Here is a 15130-nt window from a genome sequence, read left to right as displayed (position 1 = left end):
AACCCGCCGAGAGGTAACCATTGGCTAACGGGCCATCCCGTCGATACCAAAACGCGTTGAGCCGACAGGTACCGTTGTCGCGTGATCGATGTCCTGCTCGTGCAGCCGATGTTGCTCGGCATGGACTGGATGGATCCCAACTGGCTCCTCGACAAGTTCGGAGGAGCCTTCTACTGGGTCAGCCTCCTCATCGTGTTCATCGAGTGCGGGCTCTTCTTCCCGTTCCTCCCCGGCGACACGCTGCTCTTCGCGCTCGGCCTCTTCCTCAACTCCGGCCGCATCGACATGTTCGGCACCCCGCCGGTCGTGGAGCTCCTCATCGCGTCCGTGCTGCTGACGATCGCGGCCTTCCTCGGCAACGTCGTCGGCTACGAGATCGGCCGCGCCATCGGGCCACCGCTCTACGAGCGCGACGGCCGGCTCCTCAAGAAGAAGTACTTCGACCAGACCCACGCGTTCTTCGAGAAGCACGGCAACAAGGCGCTGGTCATCGGCCGCTTCGTCCCGTTCGTGCGCACCTTCATCACCGTCGTCGCCGGCGTCACCCGTATGGACCGCCGCCGGTTCCTGGTGTGGAGCTTCATCGGCGCGGTCCTCTGGGTCGGCAGCATCCTGCTGCTCGGGTTCACCCTCGGCCAGGCGTTCCCGGGCCTCGGCGAGAACATCGACAAGGCGATCCTCGTCATCCTCGCCTTCACGGTCGTCCCGATCGCCTACGAGTGGTGGCGGCACCGTCGTACGTCGAGCCGTCGCGCCGACGACAACGACGGCGACGGCGTGCCGGACCTCGACATCATGGGGATGCCGACGACGACCCACCAGCGCGGCGGCGACGGCGCCTGACCCGGCGCACCAGCCACCAGCCGAACCCCGCGGCGACCAGCGCCACCACGGCGTACTGGAGCCAGCCGGCGGCCTCCTCGACCAGGTGCCACTCCTCCCCGAGGAGGTAGCCGGCCCCGATGAAGACGGTGTTCCAGATCGCGCTGCCGACGGTGGTGAGCAGCACGAAACGGCCGAGGGGCATCCGATGCGTCCCGGCCGGGATCGAGATCAGGCTGCGGAAGATCGGCACCATCCGGCCGAGGAGGACGGCCTTCTGGCCGTGCCGGTCGAACCACTCCTCCGTGCGCACGAAGTCGTCCTCGTCCACGAGCGGGAGGCGCACCCAGAGCGCCAGGGCCCGGTCGCGGCCGAACCGCCGTCCGCCCCCGTAGAGCAGCAGTGCTCCGGCGAGCGACCCCAGGATCGACCAGGCCAGCGCAGCCGCCAGCGAGAAGGTGCCCCGGTTGGCCGCGAAGCCCGCCAGCGGCAGCACGATCTCGCTGGGGATGGGCGGGAAGAGCGCCTCGACCGCGAGCAGCAGACCGACGCCGGGCGCACCGATCGCCTGCATCAGGTCGACAGCCGCCTCCCCGACGACGCCGAGGTCGTCCGAGGCCGCCACCGCGACCATCAGCCCCGAGCGGCGTCCAGCTGTGCCTTGGTGAGGACCGGCCGCACCTCGAGCCCGACGTCGGCGAGCGGGTTCTCGCCCGCGGGACTTCGGTCGATCGCGCAGACCACGACCTCGACCGTGGCGCCGGCCTCGCGGAGCGCCCGCGTCGCGTCGCGTACGGCGCCGCCGGTGGTGATCACGTCCTCGACCAGGGTCACCCGGCGCCCGGCGACGTCCGGGCCCTCGGCCAGCTTGCAGGTGCCGTACTCCTTGGCCTTCTTGCGCACGAAGAGGGCCGGCCGGCCGGTCAGGCTGCTGACCATCGTCGCGATCGGCACCCCGCCGAGCTCGAGCCCGCCGAGCAGGTCGGTGTCGGGCGGCAGCAGCGAGATCATCTCGCGGGCCACGCGGAGCAGCAGCTGCGGATCGGCCTCGAACAGGTACTTGTCGAAGTACTCGGTGGCCTGCTGGCCCGAGCGGAGCGTGAACTCCCCGGTCAGTCGGCAGATCGCGTCGATGTCGGCAGCGAGGGTCTCGTCCACGCCTCCAGAGCCTAGCTACTGTCGGCTGCATGCTCGCGCAGCGTCTCGACGGCATCCCCCCGACGATCTTCTCCGAGATGTCGGCGCTCGCCGTGCGGACCCAGTCGGTCAACCTCGGGCAGGGCTTCCCCGACGTCGACGGTCCTCCGGAGGTCATCGCCCGCGCCGTGCACGCGCTCGAGAGCGGGCAGAACCAGTACGCGCCCGGCCCCGGCGTACCCGCCCTCCGGCAGGCGATCGCCCGCCACCAGCTGCGCCACTACGGGCTCGAGCTCGACCCGGACAGCCAGGTCGTCGTCACCACCGGTTGCACCGAGGGCGTCGCGGCCGCGCTGCTCGGGCTGGTGAACCCCGGCGACGAGGTGGTCGTGCTCGAGCCCTACTACGACTCCTACACGGCGATGATCCAGATGGCCGGCGGCGTCCGCCGTCCCGTGACGCTGCGGTCCCCCGGCTTCCGGCTGGACGCCGACGAGCTGCGGGCGGCGGTCACGCCGCGTGCCCGCTTCGTGCTGCTGAACTCGCCGCACAACCCGACCGGCACGGTCCTCACCCCCGCCGAGCTCCGGGCCGTCGCCGAGGTCGCGATCGAGCACGACCTCGTGGTCATCACCGACGAGGTCTACGAGCACCTGGTGTACGACGGCCACGACCACGTCCCGCTGGCGACGATGCCCGGGATGTTCGAGCGGACGCTCAGCCTCTCGAGCGCCGGCAAGTCCTACTCGTTCACCGGCTGGAAGGTCGGCTGGGCGACCGGCCCGGCCGAGCTCGTCGGGGCCGTGCTCGCCGCAAAGCAGTGGCTGACGTTCACGTCGGGGTCACCGCTCCAGCCGGCCGTCGCCCACGCCCTCGACGAGGAGCCGGACTTCCCGGCCGCGCTGGCCGCCGACCTCAGGGCGCGTCGCGACCTGCTCTGCGCGGGGCTGGCCGACGTCGGCCTCGACGTACGCGTGCCCGAGGGGACCTACTTCGCCAGCACCGACATCTCCGCCCTCGGCTGGGAGGACGGCATGGCCTTCTGCCGCGCCCTCCCCGAGCGCGCCGGCGTCGTCGCGATCCCCACCCAGGGCTTCTACGACTCCGACGCCGGTCGCCACCTGGTCCGCTGGGCGTTCTGCAAGGACCTGGCGGTCATCGAGGAGGGCATCGCGCGGCTCTCGAAGGCCGACCTGTCGCGGTAGTCCCTGACGATTTCGGGGTCGTTCGGGCCGGGACACCCCGAAGACGTCAGGGGGTATCCCGACGATCCGCGAACCAGGCGCGGGTCTCGGGGCGCACCAGGAAGCCGATGCAGAGCGCGCTGGCGAGCAGCGGGAGGGCGAGCAGGACCGCGCCGAGGAGCGAGCCGAGCAGGCTGAGGGCCCCGGCGGTGGCGGCGGAGATGATCAGCACGATGCGCGCCCAGTCGGCGCGGCGCAGCACCAGTGCGGCCAGGACCGCCGCGGCGACGCACCACAGGACGATGACCGCCATCATCAGGTACGTCGCCGTCAGCAGCAGGTCGTCGGAGATCCCCTGCTCGGCCAGCTCCGGGTTGTCGCGGTGCATCTGGTCGAGCAGCGGGTCGGGCGAGACCGCGAGCACGACGGCGCTCGCGACCAGGCCGACCACGGTCGCGGCGGTGCAGATCCAGGTCAGCACACAGGCCCAGAGCACGGCTGCCGGACGGCCGGTGGGCGCGGGCCGGGCCGCCGGACCGGCGTACGCCGTGGGCTGCACCGGAGGCGGGGAGGTCGGGGTCGCCGAGGGCGCCGGCCGCCGATCCGGCGGGGCCGTGCCGCCGAACCCTTGGGTTGAGGAGCTCCCGAGGGACGAGGGAGCGTCTCGAAACCACGCGCGCGACGGCTGGAGCCACAGGATCGCCGCCGACGCGGCGACGACCGACGTGAGGAACCCGCCGGTCACCAGGCCGGCGAAGAAGAGCGGCACCGCGAGCACGCTCACCGCGAGCCGGGCGCTCCGGCTGCGGCGCAGCACCTGGTAGCCCAGGATGCCCGCGGCCGCCGCGCACCCACCGGTCACCATCGCGAGCGTGCGCATCACGGAGATCACCGTGTCGTCGGAGACGCCGAGGTCGGAGCCCGGCGGCTCGGACAGGAATCGGTCGACCGCCGCCTGCGTCTCGAGCGAGTGCAGGGAGCCGACGCGCTGGTACACGAGCAGGACGACGAACCCCGACCCGACCATCAGCAGCCAGCCCGCCAGCGTCACCTGGCGGGGTCGATCGCGCACCGGTTCGCCCACGCCGTCATTCCATCACGGGGACGGTCGCGCTCAGATCACGGTTCAGACGTCATCGCGGACGATGGTGTCCGTCCCACGTGAGCCGACGCAGGGGTCACGTGCGGATCTCGAGACCGGCGTCACCCCTGTCGACGGTCACCGACCCGCCGTCGGCGACCTGCCCGCCGATCAGCATCCTCGCCAGCGGGTCGCCGATGGCGGTCTGGATCAGGCGGCGCAGCGGCCGCGCGCCGTACGCCGGGTCGTAGCCGGTGTCGGCGAGCCAGCGCTTCGCGTCCTCGGTGACCGAGATCGTGATCCGCCGGACGGCGAGCCGCTTCTCGAGCAGGCCGAGCTGGAGGTCGACGATGTGCGTCAGCTCGTCGAGCGTCAGCGCCTCGAAGATCACGACCTCGTCGAGCCGGTTGAGGAACTCCGGCTTGAACGACGCCCGCACCGTCGCCATCACGGACTCGCGCTTCTTCTCCAGGTCGAGCGTGGGGTCGACGAGGAAGCTCGAGCCGAGGTTGCTGGTCAGGATCAGCAGCGTGTTGCGGAAGTCGACCGTGCGGCCCTGGCCGTCGGTGAGCCGTCCGTCGTCGAGCACCTGCAGCAGGATGTCGAAGACCTCGGGGTGGGCCTTCTCGACCTCGTCGAGCAGCACCACCGAGTACGGACGGCGCCGCACGGCCTCGGTGAGCTGGCCGCCCTCGTCGTACCCGACGTAGCCCGGAGGGGCGCCGACCAGGCGGGCCACCGAGTGCTTCTCGGAGTACTCGCTCATGTCGATGCGCACGATCGCGCGCTCGTCGTCGAAGAGGAAGTCGGCCAGCGACTTCGCGAGCTCGGTCTTGCCGGTGCCGGTCGGGCCGAGGAAGAGGAACGAGCCCGTCGGCCGGTTGGGGTCGGAGAGGCCGGCCCGCGATCGGCGTACGGCGTCGCTGACGGCCGTGACCGCGGCGCGCTGGCCGATCAGGCGCTCGCCGATGACCTCCTCCATGCGGAGCAGCTTGGCGGTCTCGCCCTCGAGCATCCGGCCGACCGGGATGCCGGTCCAAGCCTCGACGACCTCGGCGACCTGCTCGGCGCCGACCTCGTCACCGACCAGCGGCTCGACGTCGGCCTTCTCGGCCGCGACGACCTCGCTGATCTTCCGCTCGAGCGACGGGATCGACTCGTAGTTGATCCGGCTCGCGCCCTCGAGGTTGCCCTCGCGCAGCAGCCGGTCGGCCTCCATGCGCAGCTGGTCGAGCTGGCGGCGCAGCTCGCCCTCGCCCTCGAGCGACTGCTTCTCGAGGTCCCACCGGGCCTCGAGCGCGCGCAGCTGCTCCTCCTGGTCGGCGAGGTCCTGGCGCAGCGCGTCGAGCCGCTCGCGGGAGGCGTCGTCGGTCTCCTTCTCGAGCGCGAACTGCTCCATCTTGAGCCGGTCGACCTGCCGGCGGAGCTGGTCGATCTCCTCCGGCGACGACTCGATCTCCATGCGCAGCCGCGACGCGGCCTCGTCGATCAGGTCGATCGCCTTGTCGGGCAGCTGGCGGCCGCTGATGTAGCGGTCGGACAGGGTGGACGCGGCGACCAGCGCGGCATCGGTGATGCGGACGCCGTGGTGCGCCTCGTACTTCTCCTGGATGCCGCGCAGGATCTGGATGGTGTCCTCGACACTCGGCTCGCCGACGAAGACCTGCTGGAAGCGACGCTCGAGCGCGGGGTCCTTCTCGATGCGCTCGCGGAACTCGTCGAGCGTGGTCGCGCCGATCATGTGCAGCTCGCCGCGGGCGAGCATCGGCTTGAGCATGTTGCCGGCGTCCATCGCGGAGTCGCCGCCGGCGCCGGCGCCGACGACCGTGTGGAGCTCGTCGATGAACGTGATGACCTGGCCCTCGGCCGACTTGATCTCGTCGAGCACGGCCTTGAGCCGCTCCTCGAACTCGCCGCGGTACTTCGCGCCCGCGACCATCGCGGTCAGGTCGAGGCTGAGCACCCGGCGGCCCTTGAGCGAGTCGGGCACGTCGCCGGCGACGACGCGCTGGGCGAGGCCCTCGACGACGGCGGTCTTGCCGACGCCGGGCTCGCCGATCAGCACCGGGTTGTTCTTCGTACGCCGCGACAGCACCTGCACCACGCGGCGGATCTCGGCGTCGCGGCCGATGACCGGGTCGAGCCGGCCCTCCTCGGCCGCGGCGGTCAGGTCGACGGAGTACTTCTCCAGCGCCTCGTACGTCGACTCCGCGTCCTCGCTCGTCACCCGCCGGTTGCCGCGCACGGCCGTCAGGCCCTCGCGCAGGCCGTCGGCGGTCAGGCCCGCGTCGGTGAGCACCTTCTGCGCCGGGCTCTCGACGGTCGCGATCGCGATCAGCAGGTGCTCCGTCGCGACGTAGTCGTCGTTGAGACTGCCCGCGAGGTCGAGCGCGCTCGCCAGCACGCGGGTCAGCGCCGGCGACGCCTTCGGCGCCTGCACGCTCGCGCCACTGGCGCTGGGCAGGCCGTCGCGGACGGCGACCGCCGCGCGCACCAGCGCTGCAGGGTCCGCGCCGGACTTGCTCACCAGCGAGGCGGGGGTGCCCCCCTCCTGGAGGAGCAGGGCGACGAGGAGGTGGACGGGCTCGACGGCGGAGTTGCCTGCGGTGGTCGCTGCCACCTGGGCGGCCTCGATCGCCTCGCGGCTGCGGGTCGTGAACTTCTCGGCGCCGAACTGGCTCATGGGCGTGATTCTCCTGCTGATCTCGTGCGTGGGCCACCACCGGGTGACGTTCCATCGGAACAACATCAGAAAAGTTGAGTCCATTCCACTCAACTCTTGAAAGGCCCCCATGGTTCCCGCGGACTGGACTAGACCACCTGTTTGCCCCACCCGCCCCACGGGCAGCACCACCACGTCACAACGGGGGACATCTCGGGGGCCATCCGCTCCAGGGAGTTCCGATCAACTCCCGATGCAGAGAGCAGAGCGCATGAACCTCATCAGTCGCACCGCCACGGCGTTCGTCGCGGCGCTGGCCCTGAGCGTGCCCACGGCCGCCATCACCACGGCCGCGAACGCCACGCCGGGCGCCACCAGCCAGGTCGAGCAGCACACGCAGGTGGCCGCCAAGGCCAAGAAGAAGCTCAAGATCAAGCTGAGCAAGGGCAAGAAGGGCTACTCCCACTACGGGCAGCCCGGCGTGAAGGTCACCGCGACCGTCGCCAAGGGCAAGAAGAAGGCCAAGGGCAAGGTCACGTTCCTGCTCAACGGGACGGCCGTGCGCACCGCCAAGCTCAAGAAGGGCAAGGCGTCATACCAGCTGGCGAGCACCACCGCGCCCGGCTCGTACAAGGTCACGGCGAAGTACAAGAGCAAGAAGAAGACCACCAGCGTCCGGGTCTACAACTCCGCGATCGCCGTCTCGGCGACCTCGCTGACCTACTCCCAGGCCGCCATCGACGCCTACCAGTACTCCGGCACCGCGATCACCGGCACCGTGAACTTCAAGGACGCGGTCGCCACCAAGGGCTGGGTCGACATCTACAAGGACGGCAACATCAAGGGTGGCTCGTCGTCCCCGGACTACTGCTGCATGGCGCCGGTGGGCACGAACGGCGCCTTCGAGTTCAGCCACTACGAGTTCATGAGCGATCTCGAGAAGCGTGGCATCACGCCCGGCACCACCGTCACCTACTACGCGTACTACACCGACGACGCCGGGTTCGACGACTACATCTACTCCGCCCCGATCACCGTGACGCTGGTCCCCTGAGGTCCCGCACTCACCGCTGACAGACCGCTGACCCGCCCGGATCCCCGGGCGGGTCAGCGTCGTCTCAGGGCATGCCCGACTCAGCGGCTCCGGCGCCAGACCACCAGCGACTGATCGGGGTCCGGCGGTCGCAGGGCGGGCAGCCGGCTCGGCGGCGCCTGGGTACGCCGGGCGGTCATCGCCTGGCGCAGGGCCTCGCGGGTCGCGGCGAGCTCGGCCTGGAGCTCCTCGTTGCGCGCCGCCAGCGCGGCGGCCCGGTGCTCGAGCTCGAGGATGCGGCGCACGCCCTCGATGCCGATGCCCGACGACGTCAGGTCGCTGATCTCGCGCAGCAGCTCGATGTCACGGGCGGAGTAGCGCCGGCCGCCACCGCCGGTGCGACCGGGCGTGATCAGCCCCATCCGCTCGTAGGTGCGCAGGGTCTGCGGGTGCAGTCCGCTGAGCTCGGCCGCGACGCTGATCACGAAGACCGCGGCGTCGGGCGACGGCGGCTCGAAGGGCGTGCGGCCGCGCATCATGCGTCCTCGAAGAGCTTGGTGCGCAACGGCCGACCGGCCATCGCGGTCCGGTAGGCCTCGATGGCGTCGCGGGCCGGGCCCTCGACGGACGCCGGCACCGTGACCTGGACCGTCGCGAGCAGGTCGCCCTTGCTCCCGTCGGCCTTCGGGGCACCGCGCCCGCGGACCCGGAAGGTGCGGCCGTTGGGCGTGCCCGGCGGGACCTTGAGCGTCACCGGGGCGCCGCCCAGCGTGGGGATCCTGATGTCGGCGCCGAGCGCGAGCTCGTCGAACGAGACCGGCACGTCGAGCGTGAGGTTGTGGTCCTTGCGCCCGAAGAGGCGGTGCGAGGACACCTTCACGGTGACGTAGAGGTCGCCCGCCGGTCCGCCGCTCTCGCCGGGCGCGCCCTTGCCGCGCAGCCGGATCCGCTGGCCGTCCTTGACGCCGGCGGGGATCCGCGCCTGGATCGTGCGCGACGAGACGCCGCGGCCGCTGCCGCTGCAGGTCGGGCACGGCTCGTCGTAGACGAGCTGCCGCCCACCGCACATCGGGCACGTCTCGTTGATCGAGAACGCGCCGCCCGCGGACGCCACGATGAAGCCGGCGCCCTCGCACTCGGGGCAGACGTGCGGCTTCGTGCCCGGCTTGCCGCCCGTGCCCTTGCAGTCGGGGCAGGCGGAGTCGGCGGTCAGCCGCAGCGACACCGTCACGCCCTCGATGGCGTCGGTGAAGCTGATCGTCGCCGTGGTCTCAACGTCGGCGCCCTTCTGCGCGCGCGCCGTACGCCGGGAGCCGCGGCCGCCGCGGCCGCCACCGAAGAGGTCGCCGAACATGTCGCCGAAGCCGCCACCACCGGCCGCGCGGTCGCGGAGCAGGTCGTTGATGTCGAAGCCTCCGGCGCCACCACCGCCCGGGAACCCTCCGCCGCCGAAGCCGCCGAAGCCGCCGGCGTAGGCCGACCGCATCTCGTCGTACTTCTTGCGCTTCTCGGGGTCGCCGACGACGTCGTAGGCCTCGGCGACCGCCTTGAAGGTGTCGTGCTTGGCGGTGTCGCCGGGGTTGGAGTCGGGGTGGTTGGCGCGCGCGAGCTTGCGGTAGGCCTTCTTGACCTCGTCGTTGGTCGCGTCCTTGGGGACGCCGAGCACCTTGTAGAAGTCCTTCTGCGCCCAGTCGGCACGGAATCCGTCACTGCTCATCGCACACCTCCCTCCCTGCTGTCGTCGGCGGTCAGCTCGACGCCGGGTCGACGACGAGCACCTGCGCGGCGCGGACGACCCGGTCGCCGATCCGGTACCCGGCCTTGGCGATCACCTTGCAGGTGGTCACCTCGACCTCGGGGTCCTCGCCGATGTGGCTCAGCGCCTCGTGGATCGTGGGGTCGAACGCCTCGCCGGGCGCGCCGAACTTCGCGAGCCCGACCCCGGCGACGACCCGCTCGAGCTGGTCGGCGACGGCCCGGAACCCCGGGTCGAGGTCGCCGTGCTCACGGGCCCGGTCGACGGTGTCGAGGACGTCGACGATCGGGGCGAGCGCGGCGAACGTCGCGTTCTCCTTGATCAGCTCGCGGTCCCGCTCGACCCGGCGCTTGTAGTTGACGAACTCGGCCTGCAGCCGCTGGAGGTCGTTGGTGCGCTCCGCCAGCTGGCGGCGGGCGACGGCGAGCTCGTCCTCCACGGCCTCGTCGGTGGTTGAGGAAGGCGCGCTGGCGCCCGCCTCGAAACCATCGACCTCGGACTCCTCCGTAGGGCTCTCGGGGTTTCGAGACGGTTGCTGCGCAACCTCCTCGACCGCCGAGAGCTCCTCGTCGGCGTGACTCTCTTCGGTCACTTGTTCTCGCCCTCGTTGGTGTCCTCGTCGACGATCTCGGCGTCGACGACGTCGTCGTCGGCCTCGCCCGTCGAGCCGTCCGTGCCGCCCGCGGCGGCCTGGTCGGCCTCGGCCGCGGCGTACATCGCCGCGCCCATCTTCTGGCTGGACTCGCCGAGCTTGGTGATGCCGGCCTGGAGGTCCTCGGCGGACGCGTCGTCCTTCTCGAGGACCGCCTTGAGCGCGTCGACGTCGGCCTGCACCTCGGTCTTCACGTCCTCGGGCAGCTTCTCGGCGTTGTCGGCGAGGAACTTCTCGGTCGTGTAGACGAGCTGGTCGGCCTGGTTGCGGGTCTCGACCGCGGCGCGACGCTGGGCGTCCTCCTCGGCGTACTGCTCGGCCTCCTTGACCATCCGGTCGATGTCGTCCTTCGACAGCGCGGAGCCGCCGGAGATCGTCATCGACTGCTCCTTGCCGGAGGCCTGGTCCTTCGCGGTCACGTGCACGATGCCGTTGGCGTCGATGTCGAAGGTGACCTCGATCTTCGGCACGCCGCGCGGGGCCGGCGGGAGGCCGGTCAGCTCGAAGTTGCCGAGCGGCTGGTTCTGCGACCACATCTGGCGCTCGCCCTGGGCGACCTTGATCTCGACCGACGGCTGGTTGTCGTCGGCGGTCGTGAAGATCTCGGACCGCTTGGTCGGGATGGTGGTGTTGCGCTCGATGAGGGTGGTCATCACGCCGCCCTTGGTCTCGATGCCGAGCGACAGCGGGGTGACGTCGAGGAGCAGCACGTCCTTGACCTCGCCCTTGAGCACGCCGGCCTGCAGGGCCGCGCCGACGGCGACGACCTCGTCCGGGTTGACGCCCTTGTTGGGCTCCTTGCCGCCGAGCAGCTCCTTCACCACGTCGGTCACCGCGGGCATGCGGGTGGAGCCGCCGACGAGCACGACGTGGTCGATGCCGCTGACGTTGACTCCGGCGTCCTTGAGCACGCTCTGGAACGGCGCCTTGGTGCGGTCGAGCAGGTCGGAGGTGAGCTTCTGGAACTCGCTGCGGGTGAGCTTCTCCTCGAAGTGCAGCGGGCCGGACTCGCCGTGGGTGATGTAGGGCAGGTGGATCGTGGTCTCGCTCGAGGAGGAGAGCTCGATCTTCGCCTTCTCCGCGGCCTCCTGGAGGCGCTGCTTGGCGATCTTGTCGGCACCGAGGTCGACGCCGTTGTTGTCCTTGAACTTCTTGACCATCCACTCGACGATCCGGGCGTCCCAGTCGTCACCACCGAGGTGGTTGTCGCCGGAGGTCGCCTTGACCTCGACCACGCCCTCGCCGATCTCGAGGAGGGACACGTCGAACGTGCCGCCGCCGAGGTCGAAGACGAGGATGGTCTGGTCGTCGCCCTTGTCGAGGCCGTAGGCCAGCGCGGCCGCGGTGGGCTCGTTGACGATGCGGGAGACGTTGAGGCCCGCGATCTCGCCGGCCTCCTTGGTGGCCTGGCGCTGGGAGTCGGAGAAGTACGCCGGGACCGTGATCACCGCGTCGGTGACCGGCTCGCCGAGGTAGGCCTCGGCGTCGCGCTTCAGCTTCTGCAGCACGAACGCGCTGATCTGCTGAGGCGTGAAGTCCTTGTCGTCGATCTTCTGCTTCCAGTCGGTGCCCATGTGGCGCTTGACCGACCGGATGGTCCGGTCGACGTTGGTGACGGCCTGCCGCTTGGCCACCTCGCCGACCAGCACCTCGCCGGACTTGGCGAAGGCCACGACGGACGGAGTGGTGCGCGCACCCTCCGCGTTCGCGATGACGGTGGGCTCGCCACCCTCCAGGACGGCCACGACGCTGTTCGTCGTGCCCAGGTCGATGCCGACCGCACGTGCCATGTCTTTCCTACCTCCGGTGTTGGGTCCTGCTTCGCAGCCATCGTGCGCTGCCGCAGTGAGTCTGACAAATTAGTTGAGTCGACTCAACTCAAGTTTGCTCACTCGGCCCAACGGAGGTCGAGCCGACATTGTTCCCCGCTCGACCGACGAACCTCAGCCGACGAACCTCAGCCGACGAACCTCAGCCGACGAACCGGGCCACCATCTGCTCCCGGGTCAGCCCGGGGACGTCGGCGATCGGGATCCATCGGGCCTCGTCGGTGGTGCCGTCGACCTCGGCAGCCAGGTCGCCGCCGGAGATCGTCGCCTCGTAGACGACCCGGACGTTCTTCTGCCAGCGGTCCGACGGGACGAAGCGGTCCCCGGGTGCGCTCACCCGCGTGTCGACACCGAGCAGCCGGCCGAGCAGGACGTCGTACCCGGTCTCCTCCCGGACCTCGCGCACCGCGCCGTCCTCGAGTGACTCGTGCAGCTCGACGCCGCCGCCGGGCAGGGTCCAGGTCGGCACCTCGGGCTCGTTCCAGAGCGCGAGCAGCACGTGGTCGTCGCGGGCGATGACGGCGTACGCGCCGAGGCGGGTGTCGTACTCGGTGAAGTCGGGTCCGGGCTCCATGCGGCTCATCCTCGCGTACGGCGGCCGTGTCCGATCTCCCGCGGAGATGCAGAAACTTTCCGGCCAGATACCCAAAATCGACGAAGACGTCTAGACCAGTCCGACTGAGGGTGGCCCGATGCTGGGGGGCAAATACAACACGACATTTCACCTGCGCTCTCACGGTCACGCGTCCTCGCGTTCCGACCGTGGGACACCTCGGATCCTCGCGATCCTGACACGGCTGGGAGCACTGCTCCTGGTCTCGCTGGGGCTCGTCGCCGTCGGCGGCAGCCCGGCTTCTGCACACACCGCCTCGGTCGACGCGAGCTGCGAGCAGCTGACCGTCGACCTGACCCGATACGTGGCGTCGGGCGGGCCCAACACGGTCCGGGTCGTGGTCGACGGGGAGACCCGCGCCGAGACGACCTTCGGCTCGTCGTACGGCCAGGCCTTCGCGCTCGGCGACGCCGCGACGCCGCACAGCTGGACCGTCTCGGTGACCGCCTGGGACGACCCGGACGGCGCGCGTGGCTGGACCTTCGAGCGCTCGGGCACGTCGTCGCCGTGCGAGCCACCGGACGCCTGCCCGGAGATGCCGGACGATCAGCCGCCGGGCACCGACTGCGCACAGCCGCCGGACGACGTGGAGCACCGATGGCTGCACGGCGCGCCGGACTGCACGACACACACCATCACGAAGACGAAGCAGTCGCGGTTCCGCAGCTACAGCTGGAACGGCACGGCCTGGACGGCCGGACCGTGGTCGGAGTGGACGACCGTCGAGACCAAGGCCTGGCCCACGTCGCCGGAGCAGTGCCCGGGCACCCAGGTGACCGCGACGGCTCCGGGTTACTCGCCCCCGGACTGCGCGACCGGCCCGAGCCTCACCCACGCGGACGGGCCGGGCTACCACTGGGAGTCGAGCGGGCCGCCCGAGGCACTCGTCCTCACCGCGGTCGCCGACGCCGGCCACACGCTCGTCGGCCGGACGGTCTTCGGGCCGTACGACACGACCCCGTGGACCGACGAGGAGAAGGTCCGGCACGGCTGCGTCGCCCCGCTGGCGGACCCGGTCGTGACCCCGGCGGCGAGCTGCGGCGTGCCCGCCGCGATCACCCCGATGTCCGGTGACCACGTCGCGTACTCGATCTCGGGCGGGAGCTGGAGCGGCCTCGCGGCCGGTGACTACGTCATCACCGCGACCCTGACCGACGGGGCGGTGGCGTTCGACAACGCGGCGGCGTCGGGCTGGCGGGTCGACGGCAGTACGGCGACCAGGGTCGTCACGGTCGCCGCACCGGCGACCTGCGTGACCCCGGACGTCGGGATCACCTCCGGGGTCTGCGTGCCCGGGCCGGACGCCGCGGCGACCGGCGGCGGCATCGTCGTGCCGGTGCAGCAGGGCGTCACGTACGTGACGCGGGACGCCGCCGGCTCGGTGGTCGACCCCCGCACCCTGGGCTCGCTCGCGCCCGGCACCTACACCGTCACCGCCACGCCGGCCGACGGCTACCAGGTGACCGACGCCAACGGGTTCGTCGACGGGGTGCGAACGGTGGTGATCGAACCGGTCGGCACGGGCTGCCAGCCGGTCGCCGTACCGGTGCAGCCGACGGTCCGCGCGGTCGACCCGTGCTACTCCGCGAACGACCGCGTCGTCTTCGACCGGGAGAACGAGTACTGGACCGCCGAGATCACCGACGACTCGCACGTCACGTTCACCGCGAAGGGAGACACCCTGCTCGAGGACCGCGACGGCAACCTGGCGGACCGGCTGGTGCTGTCCTACCCGCCGCTCACGGACGAGCAGTGCCCGCTGGAGCCGGGCGGCGTCGATGCGACCTGCGTCGACACGGTGCCGTACCTGAGCTACGCGGTCGACCTGCCGGCCGGCTTCGCGACCGACGACCCGCGACCGTTGCGGATCACGTTCGTGAATCCCGACGGGCCCGACCACGTCGTCCGCGACCTGCCGCTCACGGGCCGGTTGCTGTGGCCGGGCGCCTCGGCGACGGAGCCACTGATGTGGCCGGGCTGGGACCTCGTCGACGGGCGGTACGTCGACGTGGGCGACCGCAACTTCGGCTGGACCCGGGGCGGCATCACGGTCTCGTTCGACGTCAACCCGCACTACGCGACGAGCGTGACCTATCCGCCCGCCACCGTGGCGTGCGCCAACCCGCAGCAGCCGGAGCGCCCACCCGGGCTGAACCGGCCGCCGGCGACGACCGCTCCGCCGCTGCCCGATGCCGGTGGTCCGAGCGGGCTGCTCGCCGCACTGGCGGGCCTGCTGCTGGTCTCCGGGTGCGCGCTGGTCCGGATCGGACGGGGGGACGCCTGAGAGCCCTATGTCAAGCAGCCTCCTGAGTGAGGGTGCTGAGCCGGCCGTGTAGGTCGGGGTTGTAGGGCACCTGGTCG

13 protein-coding genes are annotated in these 15130 nt (G+C 71.0%); 4 read left to right on the top strand and 9 right to left on the bottom strand.

Features of this window, described 5'->3' with window-relative positions; all coding sequences use genetic code 11:
- Positions 1-81: 81 nt before the first annotated feature.
- Positions 82-843, top strand: a complete 762-nt coding sequence (locus tag ACFQQI_RS02680) for a DedA family protein (protein WP_378557551.1) — start codon at positions 82-84, stop codon at positions 841-843.
- Here ACFQQI_RS02680 and ACFQQI_RS02675 read toward each other — a convergent pair.
- Together ACFQQI_RS02675 and pyrE are read right to left on the bottom strand one after the other, a co-directional pair.
- Positions 794-1456, bottom strand: a complete 663-nt coding sequence (locus ACFQQI_RS02675; protein WP_378557548.1) for a DedA family protein — start codon at positions 1454-1456, stop codon at positions 794-796. The genes ACFQQI_RS02680 and ACFQQI_RS02675 overlap by 50 nt on opposite strands.
- Complete coding sequence (pyrE, locus tag ACFQQI_RS02670; protein WP_378557545.1) at positions 1456-1980, bottom strand: orotate phosphoribosyltransferase; 525 nt, start codon at positions 1978-1980, stop codon at positions 1456-1458. Before pyrE ends, ACFQQI_RS02675 begins: the two co-directional genes overlap by 1 nt.
- A gap of 29 nt (positions 1981-2009) precedes the next feature.
- Between pyrE and ACFQQI_RS02665 the strand changes: the two genes are divergently transcribed.
- Positions 2010-3164, top strand: a complete 1155-nt coding sequence (locus ACFQQI_RS02665; RefSeq protein WP_378557542.1) for a pyridoxal phosphate-dependent aminotransferase — start codon at positions 2010-2012, stop codon at positions 3162-3164.
- 46 nt (positions 3165-3210) lie between these two features.
- On the opposite strand, the gene ACFQQI_RS02660 is transcribed toward ACFQQI_RS02665, so the two are convergent.
- Positions 3211-4227: a hypothetical protein gene (locus ACFQQI_RS02660; protein WP_378557539.1), complete on the bottom strand. Its 1017-nt coding sequence runs from the start codon at positions 4225-4227 to the stop codon at positions 3211-3213.
- A 94-nt stretch (positions 4228-4321) separates the two neighbouring features.
- A complete protein-coding gene (gene clpB / locus ACFQQI_RS02655; protein WP_378557536.1) occupies positions 4322-6907 on the bottom strand; it encodes an ATP-dependent chaperone ClpB in 2586 nt (861 codons plus the stop codon).
- Between the two features lie 250 nt (positions 6908-7157).
- On the opposite strand from clpB, the gene ACFQQI_RS02650 reads away from it, so the two are divergent.
- Positions 7158-7940, top strand: coding sequence for an Ig-like domain repeat protein (locus tag ACFQQI_RS02650; protein ID WP_378557533.1), 783 nt, complete (start codon positions 7158-7160; stop codon positions 7938-7940).
- 80 nt (positions 7941-8020) lie between these two features.
- On the opposite strand, the gene ACFQQI_RS02645 is transcribed toward ACFQQI_RS02650, so the two are convergent.
- The 5 genes from ACFQQI_RS02645 to ACFQQI_RS02625 form a co-directional block, all read right to left on the bottom strand.
- Entirely contained in the window at positions 8021-8455 is a 435-nt protein-coding gene (locus ACFQQI_RS02645; protein WP_378557530.1) for a heat shock protein transcriptional repressor HspR, read from the bottom strand.
- Complete coding sequence (gene dnaJ / locus ACFQQI_RS02640; protein ID WP_378557527.1) at positions 8455-9636, bottom strand: molecular chaperone DnaJ; 1182 nt, start codon at positions 9634-9636, stop codon at positions 8455-8457. Before dnaJ ends, ACFQQI_RS02645 begins: the two co-directional genes overlap by 1 nt.
- A 31-nt stretch (positions 9637-9667) precedes the next feature.
- Positions 9668-10267 (bottom strand): nucleotide exchange factor GrpE, encoded by a 600-nt coding sequence (gene grpE / locus ACFQQI_RS02635; RefSeq protein ID WP_378557524.1) that lies wholly within the window; start codon positions 10265-10267, stop codon positions 9668-9670.
- On the bottom strand, positions 10264-12117 hold the full coding sequence (dnaK, locus tag ACFQQI_RS02630; protein ID WP_378557521.1) for a molecular chaperone DnaK: 1854 nt from the start codon (positions 12115-12117) through the stop codon (positions 10264-10266). Before dnaK ends, grpE begins: the two co-directional genes overlap by 4 nt.
- A 181-nt stretch (positions 12118-12298) precedes the next feature.
- Positions 12299-12730, bottom strand: coding sequence for an NUDIX hydrolase (locus ACFQQI_RS02625; RefSeq protein ID WP_378557518.1), 432 nt, complete (start codon positions 12728-12730; stop codon positions 12299-12301).
- Positions 12731-12848: 118 nt separating this feature from the next.
- Here ACFQQI_RS02625 and ACFQQI_RS02620 point away from each other — a divergent pair, with 118 nt between their 5' ends.
- The gene (locus ACFQQI_RS02620) at positions 12849-15053 is read left to right on the top strand and encodes a hypothetical protein (RefSeq protein ID WP_378557515.1); all 2205 of its coding nucleotides are present in this window, start codon (positions 12849-12851) and stop codon (positions 15051-15053) included.
- Positions 15054-15130: the final 77 nt, after the last annotated feature.

This window comes from Nocardioides sp. GCM10030259, from assembly GCF_042666375.1.
In the GTDB taxonomy this organism is placed as follows: domain Bacteria; phylum Actinomycetota; class Actinomycetes; order Propionibacteriales; family Nocardioidaceae; genus Nocardioides.
This window is presented reverse-complemented; position numbering and strand designations above follow the sequence as displayed.

Bases quoted from the DNA above. Each gene is read 5' to 3' on its own strand.
- ACFQQI_RS02675 (WP_378557548.1), bottom strand. From the start codon at position 1,456: ATGGTCGCGGTGGCGGCCTCGGACGACCTCGGCGTCGTCGGGGAGGCG.
- ACFQQI_RS02625 (WP_378557518.1), bottom strand. From the start codon at position 12,730: ATGGAGCCCGGACCCGACTTCACCGAGTACGACACCCGCCTCGGCGCG.
- ACFQQI_RS02620 (WP_378557515.1), top strand. From the start codon at position 12,849: ATGCTGGGGGGCAAATACAACACGACATTTCACCTGCGCTCTCACGGT.
- ACFQQI_RS02665 (WP_378557542.1), top strand. From the start codon at position 2,010: ATGCTCGCGCAGCGTCTCGACGGCATCCCCCCGACGATCTTCTCCGAG.
- ACFQQI_RS02645 (WP_378557530.1), bottom strand. From the start codon at position 8,455: ATGCGCGGCCGCACGCCCTTCGAGCCGCCGTCGCCCGACGCCGCGGTC.
- clpB (WP_378557536.1), bottom strand. From the start codon at position 6,907: ATGAGCCAGTTCGGCGCCGAGAAGTTCACGACCCGCAGCCGCGAGGCG.
- ACFQQI_RS02650 (WP_378557533.1), top strand. From the start codon at position 7,158: ATGAACCTCATCAGTCGCACCGCCACGGCGTTCGTCGCGGCGCTGGCC.
- dnaK (WP_378557521.1), bottom strand. From the start codon at position 12,117: ATGGCACGTGCGGTCGGCATCGACCTGGGCACGACGAACAGCGTCGTG.
- dnaJ (WP_378557527.1), bottom strand. From the start codon at position 9,636: ATGAGCAGTGACGGATTCCGTGCCGACTGGGCGCAGAAGGACTTCTAC.